Annotated in this window: 12 protein-coding genes and 1 pseudogene; 3 read left to right on the top strand and 10 right to left on the bottom strand. The window is 72.1% G+C overall.

The annotated features are described in order from the left end of the window. Positions 1 to 214: 214 nt before the first annotated feature. Both AB0E24_RS25900 and AB0E24_RS25895 read left to right on the top strand, forming a co-directional pair. Positions 215 to 1141, top strand: a complete 927-nt coding sequence (locus tag AB0E24_RS25900) for an arginase family protein (RefSeq protein ID WP_359380373.1) — start codon at positions 215 to 217, stop codon at positions 1139 to 1141. Beyond that, positions 1138 to 2598, top strand: a complete 1461-nt coding sequence (locus AB0E24_RS25895; protein ID WP_351380560.1) for a sodium:solute symporter family transporter — start codon at positions 1138 to 1140, stop codon at positions 2596 to 2598. The genes AB0E24_RS25900 and AB0E24_RS25895 overlap by 4 nt, the downstream gene beginning before the upstream one ends. Here the strand turns inward: AB0E24_RS25895 and AB0E24_RS25890 are convergent. The 3 genes from AB0E24_RS25890 to AB0E24_RS25880 all read right to left on the bottom strand — a co-directional run bounded on the left by AB0E24_RS25890 (position 2568) and on the right by AB0E24_RS25880 (position 5520). Continuing rightward, positions 2568 to 4076 (bottom strand): PucR family transcriptional regulator, encoded by a 1509-nt coding sequence (locus AB0E24_RS25890; protein ID WP_359380369.1) that lies wholly within the window; start codon positions 4074 to 4076, stop codon positions 2568 to 2570. The genes AB0E24_RS25895 and AB0E24_RS25890 overlap by 31 nt on opposite strands. A gap of 174 nt (positions 4077 to 4250) precedes the next feature. Further along, on the bottom strand, positions 4251 to 4799 hold the full coding sequence (locus AB0E24_RS25885; RefSeq protein ID WP_206334488.1) for a GNAT family N-acetyltransferase: 549 nt from the start codon (positions 4797 to 4799) through the stop codon (positions 4251 to 4253). Between the two features lie 142 nt (positions 4800 to 4941). Then, on the bottom strand, positions 4942 to 5520 hold the full coding sequence (locus AB0E24_RS25880) for a TetR/AcrR family transcriptional regulator (RefSeq protein ID WP_069868059.1): 579 nt from the start codon (positions 5518 to 5520) through the stop codon (positions 4942 to 4944). Positions 5521 to 5611: 91 nt separating this feature from the next. Between AB0E24_RS25880 and AB0E24_RS25875 the strand changes: the two genes are divergently transcribed. After that, positions 5612 to 6058, top strand: coding sequence for an anthrone oxygenase family protein (locus AB0E24_RS25875; RefSeq protein ID WP_069868060.1), 447 nt, complete (start codon positions 5612 to 5614; stop codon positions 6056 to 6058). A gap of 92 nt (positions 6059 to 6150) precedes the next feature. Here the strand turns inward: AB0E24_RS25875 and AB0E24_RS25870 are convergent, their stop codons facing one another. The 7 genes and pseudogenes from AB0E24_RS25870 to AB0E24_RS25840 all read right to left on the bottom strand — a co-directional run. Then, the gene (locus AB0E24_RS25870; RefSeq protein WP_359380366.1) at positions 6151 to 7398 is read right to left on the bottom strand and encodes an MFS transporter; all 1248 of its coding nucleotides are present in this window, start codon (positions 7396 to 7398) and stop codon (positions 6151 to 6153) included. Positions 7399 to 7427: 29 nt separating this feature from the next. Further along, entirely contained in the window at positions 7428 to 7760 is a 333-nt protein-coding gene (locus AB0E24_RS25865) for a helix-turn-helix domain-containing protein (protein ID WP_093701397.1), read from the bottom strand. Positions 7761 to 7787: 27 nt separating this feature from the next. Next, positions 7788 to 10109 carry a cytochrome P450 gene (locus tag AB0E24_RS25860; RefSeq protein ID WP_359380362.1) on the bottom strand — a complete coding sequence of 774 codons (2322 nt, stop codon included), beginning with the start codon at positions 10107 to 10109 and terminating at the stop codon, positions 7788 to 7790. Beyond that, positions 10102 to 10710 (bottom strand): hypothetical protein, encoded by a 609-nt coding sequence (locus tag AB0E24_RS25855; protein WP_359380360.1) that lies wholly within the window; start codon positions 10708 to 10710, stop codon positions 10102 to 10104. The genes AB0E24_RS25860 and AB0E24_RS25855 overlap by 8 nt, the downstream gene beginning before the upstream one ends. Continuing rightward, entirely contained in the window at positions 10707 to 12248 is a 1542-nt protein-coding gene (locus tag AB0E24_RS46020) for an FAD-binding oxidoreductase (protein WP_435865321.1), read from the bottom strand. Before AB0E24_RS46020 ends, AB0E24_RS25855 begins: the two co-directional genes overlap by 4 nt. Beyond that, complete coding sequence (locus AB0E24_RS25845; RefSeq protein ID WP_359380673.1) at positions 12245 to 16417, bottom strand: SDR family NAD(P)-dependent oxidoreductase; 4173 nt, start codon at positions 16415 to 16417, stop codon at positions 12245 to 12247. The genes AB0E24_RS46020 and AB0E24_RS25845 overlap by 4 nt, the downstream gene beginning before the upstream one ends. A 12-nt stretch (positions 16418 to 16429) precedes the next feature. Further along, positions 16430 to 16561 (bottom strand): annotated as a pseudogene (locus AB0E24_RS25840) (hypothetical protein); the annotation flags it as partial. Positions 16562 to 16582: the final 21 nt, after the last annotated feature.

Raw genomic sequence — 16582 nt, 5'->3', positions numbered from 1 at the left:
GCCGTAGTCCGACCGCCCGCCCGTGCACCCGGGACGGGCCGCGTGTCCATCGCCGGACGGGCCAGTGGATGACCCGCACGTTCGACATCCGGGCCGGGGGTGCGGGCTGGACGGGTGCTGAACGATGGGCGGCCAACCGACGAACCGCGCTCGATGGCACTCGCGATGTGGCGAAGCAGCGCAGGCTGCATGCCACGGGCGCGCGAGGAGCCAGATGACCGCCCGCGCCCTGCCCCGGACCAGCCGCCGTTTCACGCTGCTCGGCGCCCCCTTCGACGGTGCCGCCACCCTCGGCTGGCCCGGCAGCCGCTACGCCCCGGACCGCATCCGCGCCGCGATGCGGTGGATCCTCCAGCGGCGCGAGGGAGGGCAGATCTACTGCCTCGACCACGCCGCGCTGCACCCCTTCCCCGATGACCTGCTCACCGACGGCGGCGATGTGCACACCGTCGCCCACGATCTGGAGGCCACCCTCGCCGGCGCCGCCGCCGGTGTGCGCGACACGCTCGCCGCCGGGCATACGCCCGTGCTGCTCGGCGGCGACGACAGCCTGCTCTACCCGGCGGCCCGCGGCCTCGCGGAGTCGACCGCGGGCACCGTCGCCGTGGTCCACCTCGACGCCCACCTCGATCTGCTCGACCGCAGCGAACAGCAAGGCGCCCACAGCCATTCATCCGGTATGCGCAGGGCGAGCGAACTGCCGAACGTCGACCTCGCCGCCAGCGTGCAACTCGCCTCCCGGCACTTCAACTTCCCCTCCTCGCTCTCCTTCCGCGAGCAGGCGGGCCTGCGCAACATCCCCGCGGCCGAGATCCACCGGCGCGGCACCGAGGCCATCGCCGAGGACGTGATCGCCCAGATCGCCGCCGCGGACCGGGGGCTGCTGGCCTTCGACATCGACTGCGTCGACCCCGCGCACGCCCCCGGCGCGGGTGCGCACGAGCCCGGCGGGCTGACCTCCTTCCAGGCGCTCGACCTGGTGCAGCGGCTGGCCCCGTACGTCGACGCCCTCGTCCTCACCGAGGTCAACCCGCTCACCGACCTGCACGACCGGACCGCCAACCTGGCCGCCTATCTCGTGGCACATTTCGTCGTCCACGGCGGGTCGCCCGACGCGGCTCCCGAAGGAGCGCTCTCATGATCGACAAGCTCATCATCCTGCTGTACCTGCTCCTGATGGTCGGGGCCGGTTACCTCGGCATGCGCCGGAGCCGGACCTCGGAGGACTTCACGGTGGCCGGCCGGCGGCTCGGCCCGTTCATGTACACCTCTGCCATGAGCACCGTGGTGCTGGGCGCGGCGTCCACCGTCGGCGGCGTCAGCCTCGGATACCAGTACGGAATCTCCGGCATGGTGCTCGTGCTGTCCCTCGCGATCGGCATCGCCGCCATCGGTGTGCTCTTCGCGGGCAGGCTCTTCCGCAGCGGTGTCTACACGGTGCCGGACGCCATGAGCCGCCGCTTCGGCCGCCCGTCGCGAATCATGAGCTCCGTCATCGTGGTCTTCTACACGCTCATGGTCGGCGTGGGCCAGATCATCGGCATCGGCACGGTACTGACCGTCGTCTTCGACATACCGCCCACGACGGCCGCGTTCATCGGCTGGGCCACGATCATGCTGTACAGCGTCGCGGGCGGGATGTGGTCGATCACCCTCACCGACGTGGTGCAGTTCATGGTCAAGACGCTCGGCGTCTTCGCCGTGCTGCTGCCGCTCGTCGTCCACGAGGCAGGTGGCCTCTCGGCGATGCGCGCCGAGCTGCCGGGAAGGTTCTTCTCGCCGACCGGCATCGGTATGAGCACGATCGGCGCCTACTTCCTGCTGTTCTTCTTCGGCTTCATGATCGACCAGGGCAACTGGCAGCGGCTGCTGACCGCCCGCTCCGAGAAGGTCGCCCGCTGGGGCGCCATCGTCTCCGGCCTCTACTGCGCCCTGTACGGCCTGGCCGGCGCCCTCATCGGCACGGCGGGCCGGGTGGTGCTGCCCCACCTCGCCAACCCCGATGACGCCTACGCCCGCATCTCCTCGCTCGTTCTGCCGGTCGGGCTGTTCGGGCTGGTGATGGCGGCCGCCCTGGCCGCGTCCATGTCCACCGCCAGCGGCCTGCTGATCGGGGCGTCCACCGTGCTCACCAACGATGTGCTGCGGCCGCTGGGCGGGGGGCGGCTGAGCAGCGTGCGCGCCAACCGGATCACCCTGTTCGCCGTCGGCCTCGTCGCGCTGGCGGTGTCGTACGCCGTGGACAGCGTGGTGGGGGCCGTGACCGTGGCGGCGGATCTGCTGGCCGCGGCGCTGCTGGTGCCCGTCGTCGGGGCGATGTTCTGGCGGCGTTCGACGGCGGTCGCGGCGATCGGCGGAGTGCTGGCCGGCTCCACGGTCTGCGTCGCCTTCATGGCGATCTCGGGACTGTACGCGAACGAACCCGTCATGTACGGCATGGCGGCGGCCCTCACCGTCTTCGTGACGCTGAGCCTGGCCACCCGGCCCGACCCCGCCGTCGCGAGGCTGGCCTTCGAGGAACTGCCGGACTCCGCCGGAGTCCGTGATGCGGCCGGCGTCCCTGCCGCTCAGGCCGTGCCGTCCGCGCCGAGCGCGTGAGCTTGCAGGGCCAGGGCCAGTTCGAGGCGTACGTACGCGGAGTCCAGGTCACGGTCCAGCACCCGGCCCACCACGCCGAGGCGGTGGTGCAGGGTGTGCCGGTGGATGCCGAGTTCCGCGGCGGCCCGGGCCAGTGATCCGTTGTTGTCGAGGAAGGCGCGGACCGTGGCGATCAGCGGGACGCCACGGTCCTCCTCGGCGCGGCGCAGCGGATCGATGACCCGGGCCACCAGGATGTCGGGAACCGACCGCTCAGCGGAGGCCAGCAACAGTTCGATCGCGCCCAGTTCGCGGATGGAGGTGACGGCGCGGCCCTCCCGCAGGCCGATCGCGAGCGCCTGCCGGGCCTGCCGCAGCCCCTGCGTCAGGCTGCCGGTCGACACCGCCTCGCTCACCCCCGCGGGTCCGGGGCAGACCCGGTCGAGCGGCCCCGCGGGATCCCGGAGCGCCGCCAGCACCTCGGCCGGCCGCGAGGTCAGCAGCACCGTCTCCCCGCGATCCGTCGACGTGGCCAGCACCGGGGGCTCGTAGTCGGTGAGGACGTCGTACGTGCCCGCGGCGGGCGGTGTCCGGAGCACCATCACCGTGATGTCCTGCGGATCGAGCCCCCATGCGGTGAGCAGCCGCGTGGCCGTCACGGGGTCGGCGCCCTCCTCGAGCGTCTCGCGCACCGCCTCGGCGGCGGCCCGGTGGCCCTCGGCCCGGGTCCGGCGCCGCTGCTCCACGTCGTAGGTGACCAGCGAGGCCGCGGCCGCCACGACCGTGTAGTCCGGGCGGGCGAAGGGCTCCTCACGCCACACGAGGAGCCGTCCCCGTACGGCCCCCGCTCCCAGCGTGTGGCCGACGAGATGGCCGTGGGAGTCCACGACGGAGAGCGACTGGCCGGAGACCGCGGCGGCGGACGCGGCGCGGGCGGCGTCCGCCACCGCGGTCTCCGGCGCCACCGCCAGCACCTCGCCCGCCGGGTCCACGACCGCCGCCCAGCCCCCGTACTCCCGCGCCAGCTCCCGCGTGGTGCCCCGCATCGCGCCCAGCTCCAGCGCCGCGGCGGTGAGCCGCGGATAGAGGTGCAGAGCGCGGTGCAGCGCGGAGCGTTCCTCACTCGCGATCCGGCTGGCCACGGCCTGGGCGAGCGCCACGAACGGGGTCGTGTACGGCACCACGAGCACCGGCAGACCGGTCTCCGCGCCGACCCGCACGACCTCCGGCGGCACGTCGTCGTAGACGAGGTCGACGGCGATCCCGATGCCCGCCGCTCCCGACGCGGCGAGTCGGCGGGCCGTCGCGGCCACGGACTCGGGCCCCGCGCGCCCTATGCCGGTGGTGAGCACCAGAGAACCGGCCTCCAGCCATGGCGTGGGATCGCACACCTCACTCGCGTGCACCCAGCTGATCGGCCGGTCGAGCCCGCTCGCGCCGGCGGCCACGGTCAGCCCGAACTCACGGCGCGCGACGAGTTCCCGGACGCTGAGGGGCATGGGCGCGGCTCCTTCCGACAAGAACAGGCACCCATTACGCCATGTCCTGCCCGGCCGTCACACCCCGGCCCCTTCCACGGCGGGGTCCGCCCCGGCGGACACCTCACCACGCGGCCGACCCGACGGGCCCGCCCATGAACCGCCGCGGCCTGGCCCGGTCAGGGGCCGCAGGGCTCATCCTCGTTTGGCGCGGGGGGACCACACGCCCATCCACTGTTCGGCGCCCCACGCCTCGTACCGTCGCGCCTCGGTGAACCCCAGCTTGGCCGCGAGGCGCATCGAGCGCTCGTTGGCGGTCCGGGTGCAGAGCACCACCGGCTCGCCGGGAAGCGCGTCGGCGAACCAGCCGAGCGCCGCCGCGCACGCCTCGGCGGCGTACCCGCGTCCCCACGCCTGGGGCAGGAACAGGTAGCCGAGTTCGGCCTCCCCGGCATCCGGGCGGACATGGCTCCGACGCTCCGCGTCGCGCCGGTTGAGTTCGATGGTGCCGATCATCGCTCCGTCGAGTTCGACCACGAAAAGGCCGGGCCGCCTCTCGGGCGTCTCGGGCAGCACGCGCTCCACCTCATCGCGCGGTCGAGGGCCGCCTATGTAGGTGCCCACCTCCGGCGAGGCGAACAGCTCGATGAACGCCGCACGGTCCCGGGCCTCGGACTCGCGGAGCACGAGCCGCTCGGTCTTGATCGGGGCAGGTGGCCAGGCGACGGACGCTGGTTCAGCCATGGCGGGCAACCTATCGCACGCTCGCCGGGTACGGGGCCCGGCGATCCGCGGCCGCGCCGTGTGGGCGCGAGTGGCCGGAGGCGATGCCGCGGGCAGGCAGCGGGTCCCAGGACCCCGGCCGCATGGCCGCCGGGACGGGGTGTCAGACCACGACGAGCCGGTCCACCAGCAGCTCCACCCTGCGCTCGGTGTCCTCCGGCGGGAGCCGTCGCGCCCGGGTCAGGGTGGCCAGTCCGTGCAGGGCCGCCCAGAACGTCTCGGTGAACAGTGCCGGGTGGACGCCGTCCCCGGCGACCTCGCCGAGGTTCTCCAGCAGGGCGGCGAAGGCGTCCTTGAGCGGCTCGGGGGTGTCCTCGCGTGCGAACGCCAGGCCGCCGTCGAGCTGGAACATGGCGTCGTAGACCGCCGGGTTGCGTTCGGCGAAGTCGAGGTAGGCGCGGGCCAGGGCGGTGACCCGGACTCGGGGGCCGTCCGCGGCGGAGGTCACGGCCCGCAGCGCCGCGGCCATCTCGGCGGCACCCTCAAGGGCGACGGCGCCGATGATCTCGCGCTTGCCGCGGAAATGGCTGTAGAGGACGGGCTGGCTGTACTCGATGCGCTCGGCGAGCTGGCGGGTGGTGACCGCGTCCCAGCCCTTCTGCTCGGCGAGTTCGCGGGCCGTTGCCACGATGAGCCGTTCGCGGCTCGCCCGTTCGCGCTCCTTGCGTTCCTGTACCGACATGATTCGATCCTAGCACCGCTAGACAATCAAGCGACAGCAGCATTAGCGTTGCCTTGCCAGCTAGCAGCGCTAGATCCCTGGAGGGGTCATCATGCTCAACGCACTCGAGGTGTTCACCACCGTGGTCGTCGGCCTGATGGTGGGGGTGGAGTTCTCCGTCGCCTTCGTCATCAACCGGATCCTCGACGCCCTCCCGGAGGACAGCGGCCAACTCGGCCGCGCCCACGGGGGTCGGATGCTCGGCGCCGTGATGCCGGTCTGGTACATCGGCTCACTCGTCCTCGTCGGCATCTGGGCTGTCGCCAGATGGCACCACCACGGCACCGGCCTCGTCGTCACCGCCGGCGCACTGCTGATCCTCAGCGTGATCATGTCGATCCTGCTGCTCGTCCCGATCAACAACCGGGGCAAGACGTGGACCCCCGAGAACCGGCCCGAGGACTGGAAGGAGCAGATGAACCGGTGGGACCGCTTCCACTACGCCCGCGTCGCCGTCATCATCGCCGCCTTCGCCCTGCTGGCCACCGCCCTCGCCTGAGCCCGCGGGCCGCCTGCGCCCCCTCCTCGACCGCACCCTGGCCAACAGCCGAGGCTCCGGCTCGGAGCGCACACCCGACGAGAGCGCGCACGTCACGCGGCGGGGTCCGCGCTCTTACGGTCTCCGGCCGGCCCTTCGCCTGTCGGCACGGCGGCCAGGGCCGGGCCGGCCAGACCAGGTGCCAGGAGCAGGATGGCAGCGCCGACGAGCCACGGGGCGCGCAGGCCGAAGTGGTCGACCAGCATGGCCCCCAGCACCGCGCCGATGAGGGCCGTGCCCGCCGACAGCAGCCGGAAGACACTCATCACCCGCCCCTGGAAGTGCCGCGGGATGACGCTCTGGCGCAGTGAGAGGGTGACCACGGTCCACGTGGTGCCGCCGAATCCGACCAGGGCGAGCATCGCGGCCGTCACGACGACGTTCCCGCTCAGACCGATGGCCAGGCTCGCCACCGCGGGGACCCACAGCGACAGGAGCAGCAGCGGGCGGTGGCGTAACCGGCGGCGAGCGGACCCGGCGGCCAGGCCCGCCGCCGCTCCGCCGGCCGCGGAGGCCCACATGAGCAGGCCGTATCCCACCTCGCCGGTGTGCAGGACCTCCACCGTGAAGAGCGCGAAGGTGGCGAAGCAGCCCGTGATGACGGTATTGATCACTCCCCCGACGGCGGCGAGCGACCGGCAGGCCGGGTCGGCGGCGAGCCACCGGAGGCCCTCACGGATCTCGCGCCGAAGCGTGGACGCCGACGCCGCCCTGGCGACCTCGCCCGTCGCCCGGCCTCCCCTGAGTGACAGGAGCACCAGGAAGGCGAGGGCGAAGGTGAGCGCGTCGAGCAGGAACGGCAGACCGGGCGAGACGACGAAGACCACTCCGGCCAGCGGGACGGCGATCAGCTGCCCGGTGACGATCTCGGCTCCGACCAGACGTCCGTTGGCGGTCGGCAGCGCGTCCGCGGGGACCAACTGGGGCAGCAGCGCGGTCGCCGCGTTCTCGGCGAAGGTCTGACAGCAGCCGAGGGCGAACGCCAGGGCGTAGACGGTCGGCAGCTGAAGACCGCCCGCCGTCGCGGCCGCGGCCAGCACGGCCGCCAGCAGGCACTGAAGAGCGGCGCTGACCGTCATCACCAGCCGTCGGTCCAGCCGGTCGACCAGGGCACCGGCGGGAAGCGAAACCAGCAGCCAGGGAAGGGCTTGCGCGACGGCCATGCCGGCGAACGCGGTGGGATCCGGGGCCACGCCGGCGATGAGCAGCGGTAAGGCGGTGAGGTGCAGACCGTCGCCCAGCCGTGAGACCGCCGTCGCGGCCACCAGCTTTCGGAACCCACCCGGGTCGACGGTCCGCACGCTGTCGTCGGAACAGCGGGCCCGCCGCCTCACTCCGCCGGACCGAGCCCACCGCGCAGGGCGGGGTGGGCACCGCGCCCATCGAGCTCCTCGCGTGCGCGCCGCCATTCATCGAGCGCGTCCCGGACGAAGGCGCGCACGGCCGGCAGTCCGCCGTTGTCCTCGGCCCAGGCGTCAATGGCCCGCTGCTCGAACCGCCATTCGCCATCGACCAGCACGGCGGGCAGTCCGCGCAGCATGATCAGCCAGTAGATCTCCTCCGCCGACAGGTCCCAGTACTCCCGGAGACCGGCGAACGGCATCAACCCGGCGGTGGCCTCCAGGAGTTGGCTGTGGCTCAGCTGGTGCCACGGTGTCGTCACGATGTGCTCCCTTCGGGTCCGTAGCGCTCAGCGGGTGCCCACGTGCAGGCCGTGGAAGAACGGCAGATCCGTGAAGCGCTCATATCCGCCGAAGCCCGCTTCACGGATCCAGGACTCGTACTCGGCCCAGCTGTACAGGCGCCCCTGCCCCGAGGCGATGGTCAGGAAGTACGGTGCCGCCAGCATGGTCGTGGCCGGTCCGTCCTTGGCGTCGTTCTGCATCATGTTGAGCACGGCGACCTTCCCTCCCTCGGGGAGGCAGTCGTACGCCTTGCGCAGCAGCCCCACGCTCGTCTCCGGGGTGAAGATGTTGAGCAGGTGGGAGAAGAGCACCCCGTCGAGGTCCTCAGGGAAGGGGTCGGAGAACATGTCACCGCTGTGGGTACGGACACGGTCCCGCAAACCGGCCCGCGCGATGTTCTCCTCCGCCATCTCCGTCACGCTGGGGAGGTCGAACACCGTCACCGAGAGTCCGGGATGGCTGCGCACCAGGGCGATGGCGTTGGTGCCGTCGCCGCCTCCGATGTCCGCCACGTGGTGTAACCCCCTGAGCGCCCCGCAGGTGCCCAGGGCCTCGTTGGCCAGCGAGGAGAGGCCGCTCATCGCGTCCTGGAAGACCGCCCGCAGATCCGGGTGGTCGGCCAGCCTCTCGTAGAGCGTCTCCCCCGGACCCGGGAAGTGCCGCAGCCCGACGCTGCTGCCGCTGCGCAGGGCCGCGGTGAAGTCGCGCATCCCCGGGTAGACGATGTGGTGCTGCCAGCCGAGCATCGGGACGAAGGAGCCCGGTTTGCCGGGGACCAGGCGGGCTTCGGCGAGCGGTGCGTTGCGCAGGCGGCCGTCGTGGACCTCCACCAGACCGACCCCGCGCAGGGCTCCGAGCAGGACTTCCATCGGATCGGGCTCGATACCCAGGGCCTTGGCGGTCTCCTCGACCGGGGCGTCGGGGTGGGCGGACAGATGGCCGAACAGACCGAGTTCATGCCCGGCCCACAGCGCCTGGAACGCCACATGGCCCTGCATCAGCAGGCCGAGCTTGTCCTCGGTCAGTTCGGTGGTCGTCGTGGTGTGCATCTCGTGCGTCCTCTCATGGGGTGTGAAGGAGTCGGTGCCCGCTCGGCCCGGCCCGACGGATGTGTAGCGGATGGGCAGTCGGGCCGGCCCGCGCATGGCCAGCGTCGGACGGTAGGTGAGCCGGGCTTCCAGCCGTTCGGCCCCGCGCACCCGCCGTGCGAACTCCCGCAGCGCGATCTCACCCTCGCTGCGTGCCAGGGCCGCACCGAGGCATGCGTGCAGGCCGAGCCCGAAGCCGAGGTGGCGGTTGTTCCGGCGGTCGAGGTCGAAGACGTCCGGGGAGTCGAAACGCCTCGGGTCGCGGTTGGCGGCGGCCAGCAGCAGTACCAAGGTGGCCCCGCGCGGCACCACCCGCCCGGCGATCTCGATGTCGGACAGCGCCACCCGGGTGCGGAAGTGCAGTGGGGGATCGAACCGCAGTACCTCCTCCACCATGGCCTTGGCCGCCCCCGGCCGGTCGGCGACCCGCCGCCGCAACCCGGGGTCGCCGAGCAGAAGCAGCACACCGTTGGCGATCAGGTTGACGGTCGTCTCGTGACCGGCCACGAGCAACAGCGCGCAGATGGAGGCCACTTCCTCGGTATCGGCCGCGCCCTGGTCGGCCAGGGCGACGAGCTGCGAGATGACATCGCCGCTCGGAGCCGCGCGGCGGGCGGGAATCAGCTCGTGGAAGTAGTCCAGTATCGAGGCGCGGGCACGGGTCCCCTCCGCGCGGGCCGCGGCGTCGAGGTTGAACGCCTGGTCCATGTTCCGTGCCATCGCCCCCGACCAGCGGCCCAGCCGGGGAAAGTCCTCCTGCGGCAGACCGAGGAGTTCGCAGATGATGCGCACGGGCAGCGGAAACGCGAAGTCGGCGACGACATCCATGAACTCCCGCTCACCGGCGGCATCGAGCAGCTCGGCCACAATCCGCTCGATACGCTCCGGCAACCCGGCGAAGGCGGGAATCAGACAGGTGTGGGCCAGCCGGCGCAGCCGCGTATGTGCGGGCGGGTCCAGCAGCATGAAGGGGGCCTTCGCCAGCAGCGCGGCATCCTCGCCGCTGAGCTCGCCCCGGCCGCGCATCCGGTGGAACATGGTCGACCCGGTCTCGTCACTGCTGCACCGGGCGTCGCGCAGCAAGGCGTGGCATTCGGCGTAGCCGCTGACGAGGTGGACACCGGAGGGGTCCTCGACGACGGGCTCGCCACGGCGGTGCATCCGCTCGTACAGCGGGTAGGGGTGGGCGATCGAGGTGGGGGACATGAGGTCCCTCAACGACACGGCGGCGTCAGTCATGGTCGTCAGCTCCTGGTGTCGACGCCCGCACCGCCGGATCCAGGTGGTCCGCGAGCGCGGACGCGAGCACGTGGTAGAGGCGTGGCGGCGGATCGGTCATGTAGTAGTCGAAATCGCCCGGCTGCACCTGGTCGTAGGCCAACGACACCCCCGGCACCTGCCGCAGCAGCGCTCCGAAGCCCTCGAGGTGACGGGCGATGTCGGGCTTGGCCTCGAACAACAGGTGGGGGCGTCCGCGGGCGAGGGACCATCGGGCGGCCGCGTGCATGACCAGGGGCGCGCCGAACGGCACCGTGGAGATCCAGCGGGTGATCTGGGCCGAGGTGGCGGGCGTGTAGCCGGGTGCCACGTCCACGCCGTCGCAGCCGTATACGCGATGCAGCTCCGGGGGCGCGTCGGCGCGGCCGAGATCGACGCCCACGGTGGCCACGATCTCCCGGTCGCTCTCGGCGTACCACAGCGCTTCCGGTTCGCCGGGAGAGGTGTTGTAGACACGCAGGTACTCGCCGCGGACGAAGTCCATCACCCGGGAGCGGTCGGCCGGTTCGGTGGCGAGGGCGACGGTCAGCGCGGGTCCGCCTCCGGAAGGGGCACGGCTCATGAGGGGGGACCTCCGATTCCATACCGGTGGGGTGCGATGACGCCTCCGGGATCCAGCGCCTTCTTGAGCAGGTCCAGCGTCTCGGCCTTCCCGGGGTCGGCGTACCGGGTGCGGCAGGTGTCGATGGCGTTCTTCCGGTAGGGCCGTGCGCCGATGCCCTCCAGCGCCTCCACCAGGTGGCCGTAGCACTGGTGGGCGCGTGCCACATCATCCTGGCGGTGTTTGTCGAAGGTGAGGCCGAGGACGCCCACGATGCGGTCCGGCGTGGCGAGGATGAAGCTGGCGGAGAACGCGAAGCCATGCTCCCGGTAGACCGGTTCGGCGGCGCGGACCAGGTCGCGTACGGCCGCGCCGTCCGCGGCGACGGTGGGTGAGCACCAGATCAGTCCCAGACGCTCCCACCCCAGGTCACGGCTGATGTGATCGAAGGCGGCGTCGGACGGTACGCCGCGCATGAGGTCATGGATGTCCTGATGGTTCTCGAGGAACTGACGCACCGCGTCGGCCCGCGTGGTGAGCGCCCGGAGGGGGCCGAGCGGCAGCCGGGCGAGCCCGTCCAGCGTGTGGGCCAGCCGTCGGCGGCGGGAGAGCGAGGCGTCGGTGAAGTACTGGACCTGGCCGATGGGGCGCAGCGCCGCCGTGATCCGCCGGCGCTGAGCGGTCAGCTGCCGACGGGAGCCGTAGAGGGCGCCGTACGCGCTCCACGCGGCGGGCGGGCGGTAGGCCGTGGCGTCGCGCGACTTGGCGGCGCCGATGGCCCGGAGCGGGTTGGAGATATGCGTCAGACACCCCAGCTGCCCGTGCACCTTGAGCCGTACCAGGGCGTCCACGAACCGCTCGAGGTGCTGGTCGTGCGGCACCTCGACGCGGATCGACGCGTATGCCTCCGGCATCGGGACCAGTTCGACGCGGGCGCAGGTGACGATGCCGAAGTTGGACTGCACGAACAGCCCGCTCAGATCGGGGCCGACGCCGGGAAAGGTACCGGTGCGCAGCAAGGTGCCGGTGCCCAGGACGACTTCCAGGTCGGACAAGGTGTTCCGGTGGTTCCCCCGCTCCGTGTAGCCGAGTCCGCCTTCCAGCGCGTTTCCCAGGATGCTGGCACCGGTGGCCGCCCCGGTCATGTCGGCGAAGAAGGGCGCGCCGAGCTCCTCGAGGCGTGTCGCCAGGCCGAGTTGGGTCACACCGGGCTCGACCTCGGCATAGCCGTGGTCGATGTCGACGGACCGGACGCGGGACAGCCGGCTCAGGTCGACGAGCAGTTGTCCGTCGCCGGAGGGCAGGCGGGTGCCGTTGCCCACGTTCATCCCGCGGCTGATGGGGTACAGCGGCTGGCGGTGCGCGTTGGCCGCGTGTACCACCTCCTGGACCTCGGTGACGCTTCCGGGCCGGACGATGCCGACCATGGTCCGCTTCATGCCGAGCGTGTTGTCCAGACCGGCCTCGATCTCGTCGGGGGCGGAGGTGAGGTGCTCCTCCCCCACGATGCGGGCGAGGCGCTGGAAGAGGTCGGTTTCCGTATCGGTCGATGACGTCATTGGTTCGTCCCCTCGTTGCTGCTCCGCGCCGGGAGGCCGCACAGATACGCGCTGAGCCGCCCGACGGTGGGGTGGTCGTAGATGAGGGTGACCGGCAGCGGCACGCCGAGGCTGTCGCTGAGCCGACCGCGCAGTTCCATGCCCAGCAGCGAGTCGATGCCCAGGTCCGCGAGCGCGGTGTCGTCGTCCTCGTTTCCCCCGGCCGGTGCGGGCCGTACGGCGTCGGTGGCGGATGAGCCCATCAGCTCGGCCAGGTGCTCACCCAGCAGGTGCCGGATGAAGGGCCGCCGCTCGGTGGCGGGGATCGTGCTCCACTCGGTGCTCTCCTCCCGGGGTCCGGCCGTCAGGTCACGGGCTCGCGGCAGTCGCAGCGCCGCGGTCGCCGCGTCCCAGTCCACGCGGCCTACGGCGCTGTGGGCCCGCTCGCCGAGGAGCAGTGCCTCGAAGGCGGCCAGGCTCTCTCCGGTGCCACCCGCGGTCAGTCCGATGCGCCGCAGATGGTCCCGCACCGGCGCGGACAGCCTGGCGGCCATGCCGACGTCCCACGGCCCCCAGGCGATACTGGTCCCGGGCAGCCCTTGTGACCTGCGCAACTGGGCGAGGCCGTCCAGGAAGCCATTGGCCGCGGCATAGTTGGCCTGCCCGACCGTCCCCAGAAGCGCGGCCAGCGACGAGAAGCAGACGAAGAAGTCCAGCGGATCGTCCCGGGTCGCCAGGTGCAGATTCCACGCACCGTCGGCTTTGGGGGCGAGGACGGCGGCGAAGCGCTGCCAGGTGAGCCGCTCGATCCCATCGTCGTCGAGCACACCCGCCGCGTGCACCACACCGCGCAGCGGTGGCCCCTCGTCGCGCAGCTTGACCAGCAGCTCCCGGCACGCGTCGGGGTCCGAGACGTCGCAGGCGCAGGCGCGGACGCGCTTGTCCTCGGCGAGCGCCGTGCTCCCGTCCCCTTCGTGGCCGGGGCCGCTGCGGCCCACAAGCGCGACGCGCCCCGCTCCCCTGGCCAGCAGCGTCTCGGCGGTGAGCCTCCCGATGGCGCCGAATCCGCCGGTCACGAGGTAGGTGCCGTCGGGTGACAGACGTGCCGCGGCGGGATCCGCCGGCTCCGGCGCCACGGCGATCCGGGTGGCGTACGCGACGCCGGCGCGGACCACCACCTCGTCGTCCGGCCGGTCCAGGAGCAACTCCCCCACCAGCGCGTCGAGGTCACCGTCGTCGGCCATGTCGAAGCGCCTGCATCCAAGTTCCGGGCGTTCGTTGGCCACGACACGCCCCAGGGCCCACAGGGAGGCCGCCTCCGGGCGTACGGCGTCCTCCGGCCGGTGTGCGAGCGCCTGGCGGGTGAGCAACGTCAGCCGGTGGCCCTCTGCCGACCCGGTCAGGCGGTGAACGGTATCGACGACATCCCGCACGGTGTCATGGCGCCCGCGGCCGGGTTCCGGACCGGGAACCCCGGCGTCCAGGCACACCACGCCCCAGGAGCCGTGCGGCAGGGACATGGGCAGCGCGGGCTCCACCCGGCAGTCCTGACCTCGGGAGCGCAGCAGATCCGCCAGCCGCCCGGCCCGCTCCGGCTCGCCGCCCACCAGCAGCCAACGGCGCACTTCGGCCGATGGCTCGGCCTGGTCGAGACGGCGGAAACCGGTGTGGTACGTCCGCAGGAGTGGCTCAGCGGGCCGTCCGGCTCCGGCGGGCGAACGCTCCCCGGCGTCCCGCCCGCCCAGGAGCGTGGCCGCGGGAGCGGGCCTGAGACAGACCCCCTCCAGCCGCAGGACGGGAGCGCCACCGGCCCGCCGGAGGGTGATGTCGCCACGTCCGTCGGACGCTCCGGCCGGGCCGTGGTGTGCGACCGCGTGTGCCCACAGCTCGCCGCCGGGTACGTCGTAGGACACCACCCGCTCCACCGCCACCGGCACCATGGCCTGGCCGGGTTCCGCCGCTCCGAACGCTTCCGGCAGGGCGAACACCAGAAGCTGGAGGAGCGAGTCCAGCAGGCCGGGGTGGCAGCGGTAGTCGGCCAGGTGATCGGCCGGTTCATCGGGCCGGATCAGCGCCAGGGCCTCACCGGGTGCGCGCCGGACCCGCCGGATCCACCGGAAGTCCCGGCCGTAGGTCAGGGCGTGCTGTGCGAACCGGGTGTAGAAGGAGGAGTCGTCGACCACCTCCGGACAGCGGTTCCGGATCTCCTGTGACGGGTCGGCGAAGTCCGCCGCCGGGTCCGCGGCTCGCAACCGGCACCGGGCGTGCAGTGTCCAGTCCTCGGCCTCCCGTCCGGTGGTGCCGCGGGCGTCGCTGCTCGCGACCCGGACCGACCATGCCCGCTCATGGTCGGGGTCCGGTGTGACCACGGTGTGGGTGCGCCGCAGGTCCCCCTCCCTCAGGGACATCGCCTGTGTGAATTCCACTCGTTCGGCGGCCACGGGGCCGGTGCGCAGAATGCGTACACCGGCGGCGAGAGCGCGGGCGATGTGGACCGCGCCCGGCACCACGACGGTGTCGTAGACCAGGTGGCCGGCCAGCAGAGCCGGTGCGGTGGTGCTGTGTTCGACCGCGAAGACGGTGGTGTCGGTGAGCGGAGACGGGCCGCCCGTGCCCACCAGGGCGTCGTCTCCGGCCGACTTCCCCGCCCCATGGCCGTTCGCCGGAGCGACCGGTGCCGGCCGGGGGATCCAGTGCCGTCGGCGTTCATACGGATAGCCGGGCAGGGACACCTTGGAGGGCCGCCGCTCGCGGTGTACGGCCTCCCAGTCGAGGGGCAGCCCATGGGTGTGCAAGGCGGCCGCGCTCATGAGCAGCTGACGGGGGGCCTGATGTTTCGGATGGAGCGAGGGAAGCCAGCACTTCACCGACGCCCCTGGCAGACACCCCCTGGTGAGCTGGAGCAGCGTGGGCGCCGGTCCTATCTCCACCAGGTGGTCGACGTCGGCGAGGTGCTGTGCGCCCTGTCGGTACCGCACCGTGCCGCGGGCATGGCGTGACCAGTAGTCGCCGCTCATCTCGGCCGTGGTGCGGATTTCCCCGCCCGTGAGATTGGAGATCAGAGGGATCCGGGGCGTTCGGTGGGTGACGGTGCGGGCCGCCGCGGTCAGGTCGTCCAGGATCGGGTCGAGCAGTGCGGAGTGAAAGGCGTGGGACACCTTCAGCGACAGACACCGCACGCCCTGGGCACGGAGCGCCTGGATCGTCTGCTCCACCGCCGGCCGATGGCCGGAGATCACGGTGTGCGACGGGCCGTTGTCCGCCGCGACGCACACCGTCCCCGCCTCCGTGTGGGCCATGGCCTCGGCCACGGTGTCGGGATCGGCGAAGACGGAGGCCATGGTGCCGCCCTCGGGCAGTGTCTGCATGAGCCTCGCGCGCTCGGCGAGCAGGCCGAGGGCTTCGGGCAGGGAGAGGACACCCGCGGTATGGGCGGCCGCGAACTCGCCGACGCTGTGTCCGATGACGATGTCGGGGCGCACTCCCCAGGATTCCCACAGCCGCACCAGCGCGTATTGCAGGGTGAAGAGCGCGGGCTGGGTGTACTGCGTCCGGTCGAGCACCTCCCCCTGGGCGGGATCGAGGAGGGTGGGCAGCAGGGGCCGGGGCAGCGAGCCGTCGAGGATCCGGGCGCAGGTGTCCATCGCCTCGCGGGCCACGTCGTAGCGCTCGTACAGCTCCCGGCCCATCCCCGCGTACTGGGAGCCCTGCCCGGTGAAGAGGAAGGCCACTCGGCCCGGCTCCCCCGTGGCCTCACCAGTGATGAGCTGGGCGTGCCGGGTGCCGCGCGTGGCGCTGCCGAGAGCCTCCCGGACCGCTTCGACGGTCTCGCCGAGCACCGCGAGGCGGTGCGGCAGATGGGCGCGGCCGACACCGGAGGTGTAGGCGATGTCGGCGAGGGAGTCTCCGGTCGACTCCAGGTGAGAGGCGTAGCGGGCGGCCAGGCTCCGCAGACCCTCGGGGCTTTTCGCCGAGACCAGCAGGACGTTCGGCCCGTCGGCGTCCGCGGCCGGTTCCGGGGTGGGGTGAGGTCGGGGGGCTTGTTCGATGATGGCGTGTGCGTTGGTCCCACTGATACCGAACGAACTCACCGCCGCCCGCCGGGGCCCATCCGTGACAACCCACGGCATGGCCACCGACGGCACCACCACACCCAAACCATCCCACGCCACCAACGGATTAGGACGCACCAAATGACGATGCGGCGGAATCACCCCCTCCCGCACCGCCAACACCGCCGCAATCAACCCCGCAACCCCAGCCGCCGCCTCCAAATGACCCACACACGTCTTCACCGACGACACCGCAAGCCGACCACCCTCACCACGCCCCACCGCCAACGCCCGCGCCAACGC

Origin of the sequence: Streptomyces malaysiensis subsp. malaysiensis (assembly GCF_040653035.1) — a bacterium.
Taxonomy (GTDB): Bacteria; Actinomycetota; Actinomycetes; order Streptomycetales; family Streptomycetaceae; genus Streptomyces; species Streptomyces malaysiensis.
This window is presented reverse-complemented; position numbering and strand designations above follow the sequence as displayed.

Excerpts from the sequence above, each read along its gene's own strand:
- AB0E24_RS25890 (WP_359380369.1), bottom strand. The coding sequence starts at position 4,076 with ATGCCCCTCAGCGTCCGGGAACTCGTCGCGCGCCGTGAGTTCGGGCTG.
- AB0E24_RS46020 (WP_435865321.1), bottom strand. The coding sequence starts at position 12,248 with ATGACGTCATCGACCGATACGGAAACCGACCTCTTCCAGCGCCTCGCC.
- AB0E24_RS25900 (WP_359380373.1), top strand. The coding sequence starts at position 215 with ATGACCGCCCGCGCCCTGCCCCGGACCAGCCGCCGTTTCACGCTGCTC.
- AB0E24_RS25875 (WP_069868060.1), top strand. The coding sequence starts at position 5,612 with ATGCTCAACGCACTCGAGGTGTTCACCACCGTGGTCGTCGGCCTGATG.
- AB0E24_RS25855 (WP_359380360.1), bottom strand. The coding sequence starts at position 10,710 with ATGAGCCGTGCCCCTTCCGGAGGCGGACCCGCGCTGACCGTCGCCCTC.
- AB0E24_RS25880 (WP_069868059.1), bottom strand. The coding sequence starts at position 5,520 with ATGTCGGTACAGGAACGCAAGGAGCGCGAACGGGCGAGCCGCGAACGG.
- AB0E24_RS25885 (WP_206334488.1), bottom strand. The coding sequence starts at position 4,799 with ATGGCTGAACCAGCGTCCGTCGCCTGGCCACCTGCCCCGATCAAGACC.
- AB0E24_RS25860 (WP_359380362.1), bottom strand. The coding sequence starts at position 10,109 with ATGACTGACGCCGCCGTGTCGTTGAGGGACCTCATGTCCCCCACCTCG.
- AB0E24_RS25895 (WP_351380560.1), top strand. The coding sequence starts at position 1,138 with ATGATCGACAAGCTCATCATCCTGCTGTACCTGCTCCTGATGGTCGGG.